1 protein-coding gene, 2 tRNA genes, 3 rRNA genes and 1 pseudogene are annotated in these 7948 nt (G+C 40.4%); 6 read left to right on the top strand and 1 reads right to left on the bottom strand.

Annotated features, from left to right (window positions below):
* Positions 1–373: 373 nt before the first annotated feature.
* The 5 genes from LQV35_RS09050 to rrf all read left to right on the top strand — a co-directional run bounded on the left by LQV35_RS09050 (position 374) and on the right by rrf (position 5874).
* Positions 374–1884, top strand: a 16S ribosomal RNA gene (locus tag LQV35_RS09050).
* A gap of 129 nt (positions 1885–2013) precedes the next feature.
* A tRNA-Ala gene (locus tag LQV35_RS09045) sits at positions 2014–2089 on the top strand.
* A gap of 17 nt (positions 2090–2106) precedes the next feature.
* Positions 2107–2183 (top strand) — tRNA-Ile (locus LQV35_RS09040).
* 388 nt (positions 2184–2571) lie between these two features.
* Positions 2572–5479 (top strand): 23S ribosomal RNA (locus LQV35_RS09035).
* A 276-nt stretch (positions 5480–5755) separates the two neighbouring features.
* Positions 5756–5874: ribosomal RNA gene (rrf, locus tag LQV35_RS09030) — 5S ribosomal RNA — on the top strand.
* Together the 16S, 23S and 5S rRNA genes with 2 tRNA genes alongside form the textbook arrangement of a ribosomal RNA operon.
* A gap of 520 nt (positions 5875–6394) precedes the next feature.
* Here the strand turns inward: rrf and LQV35_RS09025 are convergent.
* On the bottom strand, positions 6395–7180 hold the full coding sequence (locus tag LQV35_RS09025) for a DUF6033 family protein (protein WP_230057550.1): 786 nt from the start codon (positions 7178–7180) through the stop codon (positions 6395–6397).
* A gap of 263 nt (positions 7181–7443) precedes the next feature.
* Between LQV35_RS09025 and LQV35_RS09020 the strand changes: the two are divergent.
* Positions 7444–7680: pseudogene (locus LQV35_RS09020) on the top strand (ComEA family DNA-binding protein); the annotation flags it as partial.
* Positions 7681–7948 lie beyond the last annotated feature (268 nt).

Genomic DNA, 7948 nt, shown 5'->3' with positions numbered 1-7948 from the left:
TTAATGTAAGTAAACCCCAAATTTACTTACATCCCATTTTATCTCTAAGCTCATCTTATTACTATATATTATATATTTCTACACTGTTTTTAATATTTTTTCAACTTTTTAAAATTCTTTTTTATATTTAAGGGATATTTAAGCACTTATCATATATAATTCCAGCTCACGAGTTGAGAGAAACCACTTTTAACCTTCTTGAGTTAATAAAGCTTTCCTTATTTTATCGTTGTTCTTTTAAATTATAAATGTTAAACTATTAGTCAATCTTTGAAATCTAAACAAGTGATCGATTGAGCCAATCTGCTTATTTTAGCAGATTAAAACTAATTAAAAAATTAAAAGTTTTTAGATTAAAAACTTCATATAAATTTATATGGAGAGTTTGATCCTGGCTCAGAGTGAACGCTGGCGGCGTGCCTAATACATGCAAGTCGAACGGAGATTAAGTAGCTTGCTATTTGATCTTAGTGGCGCACGGGTGAGTAATGTATAGTTAATCTGCCCTACACTGGAGGACAACAGTTAGAAATGACTGCTAATACTCCATACTCCTTCTTAACATAAGTTAAGTCGGGAAAGTTTTTCGGTGTAGGATGAGACTATATTGTATCAGCTAGTTGGTGAGGTAATGGCTCACCAAGGCTATGACGCATAACTGGTCTGAGAGGATGATCAGTCACACTGGAACTGAGACACGGTCCAGACTCCTACGGGAGGCAGCAGTAGGGAATATTGCTCAATGGGGGAAACCCTGAAGCAGCAACGCCGCGTGGAGGATGACACTTTTCGGAGCGTAAACTCCTTTTGTCAGGGAAGAACCATGACGGTACCTGACGAATAAGCACCGGCTAACTCCGTGCCAGCAGCCGCGGTAATACGGAGGGTGCAAGCGTTACTCGGAATCACTGGGCGTAAAGGACGCGTAGGCGGATTATCAAGTCTTTTGTGAAATCCTATGGCTTAACCATAGAACTGCTTGGGAAACTGATAATCTAGAGTGAGGGAGAGGCAGATGGAATTGGTGGTGTAGGGGTAAAATCCGTAGAGATCACCAGGAATACCCATTGCGAAGGCGATCTGCTGGAACTCAACTGACGCTAAGGCGTGAAAGCGTGGGGAGCAAACAGGATTAGATACCCTGGTAGTCCACGCCCTAAACGATGTATACTAGTTGTTGCTTTGCTAGTCAAGGCAGTAATGCACCTAACGGATTAAGTATACCGCCTGGGGAGTACGGTCGCAAGATTAAAACTCAAAGGAATAGACGGGGACCCGCACAAGCGGTGGAGCATGTGGTTTAATTCGAAGATACGCGAAGAACCTTACCCGGACTTGATATCCAACAAATTCTGTAGAGATATGGAAGTGCTAGCTTGCTAGAATGTTGAGACAGGTGCTGCACGGCTGTCGTCAGCTCGTGTCGTGAGATGTTGGGTTAAGTCCCGCAACGAGCGCAACCCACGTATTTAGTTGCTAACGGTTAGGCCGAGCACTCTAAATAGACTGCCTTCGCAAGGAGGAGGAAGGTGTGGACGACGTCAAGTCATCATGGCCCTTATGTCCGGGGCGACACACGTGCTACAATGGCATATACAATGAGACGCAATATCGCGAGATGGAGCAAATCTATAAAATATGTCCCAGTTCGGATTGGAGTCTGCAACTCGACTCCATGAAGCCGGAATCGCTAGTAATCGTAGATCAGCCATGCTACGGTGAATACGTTCCCGGGTCTTGTACTCACCGCCCGTCACACCATGGGAGTTGATTTCACTCGAAGTCGGAATGCTAAACTAGCTACCGCCCACAGTGGAATCAGCGACTGGGGTGAAGTCGTAACAAGGTAACCGTAGGAGAACCTGCGGTTGGATCACCTCCTTTCTAGAGTACAAACTGATAAGTCTCACAACTATCAGTTCAGAAATGAGAACTCAATCACACTTGTTTAGTTTTGAAAGATTGACAGCTAATAAAGATTTATCTATCTATTAGAATTTAGATTGATATTCTGGGGAATTAGCTCAGCTGGGAGAGCGCCTGCTTTGCACGCAGGAGGTCAGCGGTTCGATCCCGCTATTCTCCACCAGAAATTTAAAGTGTAAAGGGCCTATAGCTCAGCTGGTTAGAGTGCACCCCTGATAAGGGTGAGGTCACAAGTTCAAGTCTTGTTAGGCCCACCATTAAAGCTTTTATAAGCTCTTTTTAGCTATAATCACAGCCCTTAAAAAGCAGTGCTTATTTAATAGTTTTAAAGTCTAAACCAAGTACTTTTTAATAAAAGTATTTCGTTTAGACTTTTATTGTCTAAATGTTCTTTGAATTATTATTGTTAAGAGTCACAAGCAAGTTTTAATAAAAACAATTTTACAGGACTTGTTAAAGATTTAAATATCTACTTTCTTGCATTAAATGCAGAAGTTTGACATCACAAGATTTTATGGGATTTAAAACTTATCCATACTATCTGTCAATGCTTTCCGTCTTGGATTGTAGAATTTAAATGTAGTAACATATGTTATCTTTAGCAAGGAAGTGATGCGAATTAGAATATAAATATATACTAATAAAAGGTAAGCTACTAAGAGTGAATGGTGGATGCCTTGGCTAGTAGAGGCGATGAAGGACGTGCCAGGCTGCGATAAGACTCGGGGAGCCGTCAAGGGGCTTTGATCCGGGTATTTCCGAATGGGGCAACCCAGTTAAGTGCGAGCTTAACTACCTAATATGGAGCTAACGTTGGGAATTGAAACATCTTAGTACCAACAGGAAGAGAAATCAATAGAGATTACGCTAGTAGCGGCGAGCGAACGCGTAAGAGGGCAAACCGTTAGTTTACTAACGGGGTTGTAGGACTGCAATATAGACTAAACAAAGCTAATAGAACAATCTGGAAAGGTTGAGCGTAGAGGGTGATACTCCCGTATATGAAAGCGATGTTTTACTTAGCAGTATCCTGAGTAGGGCGGGACACGTGATATCCTGTCTGAAGCTGGGTCGACCACGATCCAACCCTAAATACTACTACTAGACCGATAGCGTACAAGTACCGTGAGGGAAAGGTGAAAAGAACCGAGGTGATCGGAGTGAAATAGAACCTGAAACCATTTACTTACAATCATTCAGAGCCCTATGATTTATCAGGGTGATGGACTGCCTTTTGCATAATGAGCCTGCGAGTTGTGGTGTCTGGCAAGGTTAAGGAAACCCGGAGCCGTAGCGAAAGCGAGTCTTAATAGGGCGTTTAGTCAGATGCTGCAGACCCGAAACGATGTGATCTATCCATGAGCAGGTTGAAACTGGTGTAAGAGCCAGTGGAGGACCGAACCCGCTAGCGTTGAAAAGCTATGGGATGACTTGTGGATAGGGGTGAAAGGCCAATCAAACATCGTGATAGCTGGTTCTCTCCGAAATATATTTAGGTATAGCGTCATGTAGTAACACTAGGGGGTAGAGCACTGAATGGGCTAGGGCATACACCAATGTACCAAACCCTATCAAACTCCGAATACCTAGTGTGTAATCATGGCAGTCAGGCGGCGAGTGATAAAATCCGTCGTCGAGAGGGGAACAACCCAGACTAACAGCTAAGGTCCCTAAATCTCATTTAAGTGGAAAACGATGTGAAGTTACTGAAACAACCAGGAGGTTGGCTTAGAAGCAGCCATCCTTTAAAGAAAGCGTAATAGCTCACTGGTCTAGTGATTTTGCGCGGAAAATATAACGGGGCTAAAATGAGTACCGAAGCTTTAGACTTAGTTTTACTAAGTGGTAGGAGAGCGTTCTATTCAGCGTTGAAGGTGTACCGGTAAGGAGCGCTGGAGCGGATAGAAGTGAGCATGCAGGCATGAGTAGCGATAATTGGGGTGAGAATCCCCAACGCCGTAAACCCAAGGTTTCCTACGCGATGCTCGTCATCGTAGGGTTAGCCGGGTCCTAAGCAAAGTCCGAAAGGGGTATGCGATGGAAAATTGGTTAATATTCCAATGCCAACATTATTGTGCGATGGAAGGACGCTTAGAGTTAAAGGAGCCAGCGGATGGAAGTGCTGGTCGAAAGGTGTAGGTTAAGATCCAGGCAAATCCGGATCTTTTTAAGCCGAGACCCTACAGGCAGATAAAATTCTTCGGAATGGCATCTGAATCCTTGATACTGTCGAGCCAAGAAAAGTTTCTAAGTTTAGATAATGTTGCCCGTACCGTAAACCGACACAGGTGGGTGGGATGAGTATTCTAAGGCGCGTGGAAGAACTCTCTTTAAGGAACTCTGCAAAATAGCACCGTATCTTCGGTATAAGGTGTGCCTAACTTTGTGAAAGATTTACTCCGTAAGCATTGAAGGTTACAACAAAGAGTCCCTCCCGACTGTTTACCAAAAACACAGCACTCTGCTAACTCGTAAGAGGATGTATAGGGTGTGACGCCTGCCCGGTGCTCGAAGGTTAATTGATGGGGTTAGCAGCAATGCGAAGCTCTTGATCGAAGCCCGAGTAAACGGCGGCCGTAACTATAACGGTCCTAAGGTAGCGAAATTCCTTGTCGATTAAATATCGACCTGCATGAATGGCGTAACGAGATGGGAGCTGTCTCAAAGAGGGATCCAGTGAAATTGTAGTGGAGGTGAAAATTCCTCCTACCCGCGGCAAGACGGAAAGACCCCGTGGACCTTTACTATAGCTTGATACTGCTATTGGGATAAAGATGTGCAGGATAGGTGGGAGGCTTTGATTATATGACGCCAGTTATATATGAGCCATTGTTGAGATACCACTCTTCTTTATTCTGATAGCTAACTGGCATGAGTTATCCTCATGCAGGACAATGTCTGGTGGGTAGTTTGACTGGGGCGGTCGCCTCCCAAAATGTAACGGAGGCTTACAAAGGTTGGCTCAGAACGGTTGGAAATCGTTCGTAGAGTATAAAGGCATAAGCCAGCTTAACTGCGAGACGTACATGTCAAGCAGAGACGAAAGTCGGTCTTAGTGATCCGGTGGTTCTGTGTGGAAGGGCCATCGCTCAAAGGATAAAAGGTACCCCGGGGATAACAGGCTGATCTCCCCCAAGAGCTCACATCGACGGGGAGGTTTGGCACCTCGATGTCGGCTCATCGCATCCTGGGGCTGGAGCAGGTCCCAAGGGTATGGCTGTTCGCCATTTAAAGCGGTACGCGAGCTGGGTTCAGAACGTCGTGAGACAGTTCGGTCCCTATCTGCCGTGGGCGTAAGAAGATTGAGGAGAGTTGACCCTAGTACGAGAGGACCGGGTTGAACGAACCACTGGTGTATCAGTTGTCCTGCCAAGGGCATCGCTGAGTAGCTAAGTTCGGATGTGATAAGAGCTGAAAGCATCTAAGCTCGAAGCCAACTCCAAGATGAATCTTCTTTTAAGAGCTCTAGTAGACTACTAGTTTGATAGGCTGGGTGTGTAATTGATGAAAGTCATTTAGCTGACCAGTACTAATAGCTCGTTTGCTTATCTTATAAGCATCACTTCCTTGTTAAGGATAAAATCTTGCATCGTTTTTTCTCTTATACTGCGTTAGATTTGCACTCAACTTCGGTCATTACCTATAAGGTAACTCCCTTGTTTCGTTTAAATCTGCCTTGTCTAAGAAAAAAATACTTGCAACATTACTTTTATAAGTAAAATACCTTAAACAAGAAAAATAAGTTGTTTTATAAACAAGCTTTAACTCTTAACATCAAATAACACAAACAGTGTTAAATAAGATTTAGTTCTAAGTTTTATTTAACACTGCTCGTGGCTATACAGACGAGGAAACGCCTTGCTCCATCTCGAACCAAGAAGCTAAGCTCGTCATGGCTGATGATACTCTCCCTTACTGGGATGTCGGGAAAGTAGGTCGCTGCGAGCTTTGTTAATTATACTTTTATCTTAGAATCGTTTCTTATTTTATATTAATAGTTATTTATATCTTTATTTTTATAGCAGTTTATTTTAGGGCTATTTTTATTATTGGGTTTTTAATATTATGTTTTTATAGTCTAAAAAAGTGTAAAGTTTTTAGAAGGTAATGTAAAATAAATTTCACTACTTTTATTTTAAATAAGATGACTCTAAGCTTATATATTAGGTATTTATCGCTAAAATTTATTATATTTTATCTCTTATAATTTTTACAATTACAAAATTTATATCTTTATTTTATTTGCATATTTGCCTTGTTGTCTAAGTTTATAAAATATAAGCATGTTATGTTTGCCCGCTCTTCTTTTTACTGAGTTTTATCTTGTCTTGCGGTTGTTGTGTTTATATAATTAAAGACAATAGCCTTGGTTTTAGTTACAATTGGTATTTGCTTTAACCTATATTGCTATTAGGGGTTGTATTTATTATAAATTATAAAAAATAACTAGACATATATAATCATCAAACTAAACATAAAAACCTTCACTGCTAGTACTAGGCTGAGCACTAAAAACAAAGTTATTATAAGTTCTTGTTTGATTAAAATTTATACTCACAAGTTCTTTAAGCTCTCTCATCTCTTCGATATGCTTTTGCTCAAGTTTTTGCTCTATTCTTTTTGCTTCGGCTCTTTTTTCTTCAAGCCTTTGTTGTTCCTTTTTCTCTTCGATACGCTTTTGTATCTGTTTAAATGTATCACGCTTTGGGTTAAATGATGAGCTTGATGAACCCTCAAATGAAAATGAACCCGCAGCATATCCAACATAAGGTGGTTCGCCATCATTATCTTTGCTTATGCTCATTAAAACCCTGCTAGTTACATGCGCGACACCTCTACTTGAGTCCATAAATTTATATCCAGCCCCCTGGTTTGCTTCTGATTCGGTTTCGCGTTTTATTAAGCCAAAAATTTTAGCACGGTAGTTTTCATCATTTGCCATTTTCTTTAAATTCTCTCTATCTATATAAACCTGAGAGCGTCCAAGTGGAGGCTTTTTCGTATCATAATCCACAAAGTCAATATATGAAAATTCTGTTTTTAGCTGAGATTTTAGCTCATCAATACTGATTTGCCCACTGCTACTAAAGGCATTAGAGTATTGTTCTTCATATATTTTTCCACGTGCGTTAATAGAACTACTCATTTGTGAAATACTTGCGTAAACAAAGCTTGAATTATAAGAGAGTCTTGCTTTTAAAAATGTATCTTGGGTGTTAGCAAGGCTATGAGCTTGTATTTTAGGTATTTGCATGATTTACCCCTTTTTATGCTCTTAAATCAAAAATTATTATACCCCCTATATAAAAACAAAGCTTAAAAGGTAAAATGCTATTTATGCTTTAGGTATAGGATTGTATTATTAAATAATGCCTATAAAGCAAGGCACACTTATAGTAAACTCTCATCTAGGGAATATAAGACATATTGCTTAGCTGTCTTTATAGGCTTTGGTAAGTTACACTTTATTTAATGTATTAAAATATAATGAATTAAATTTTATACAAAGGATATATAATGAGCTTTAAAAAACTACTACTAGCAAGCCTACTTGGTGCTACTTATTTGTTTGGTGCGGTAAATATAAATACCGCCACAAAAGAGGAGCTTATGAGTATTAATGGTATAGGCAAGAGTAAGGCTGATGCTATAATAGAGTATCGCAAGACAAATAAATTTAATAGTATAGATGATATTAAAAATGTAAAAGGCATAGGCGATACTACATTTGAAAATATCAAATCAGACCTATCAACTAGCGGAAAGACAACTATAAAGACAGATAGTGTAAAAGATAAGGTTGTTAAAAAGAGTAAGGAGATGGGTGAAAAGCTAGATGATGCTAAGAAAAATGTTAGCGATAAGGCTAGTAAACTTAAAGATAAAGCCCTAGATGCAAAAGATGATATGAAGGAAAAGGCTAAAGATCTAAAGGATAAGACGGTTAAGAAAACAAAGGAAGTTAAAGAGTCAGCGGTAAAGAAGACAAAAGAGGTTAAAGAGAAAATTTCTGAGTGAGGGG

This window comes from Campylobacter suis (assembly GCF_905120475.1).
Classification (GTDB): domain Bacteria; phylum Campylobacterota; class Campylobacteria; order Campylobacterales; family Campylobacteraceae; genus Campylobacter_A; species Campylobacter_A suis.
Note: the sequence above shows the minus strand (reverse complement) of the source record. Positions and strands in the feature narration are given on the sequence as shown.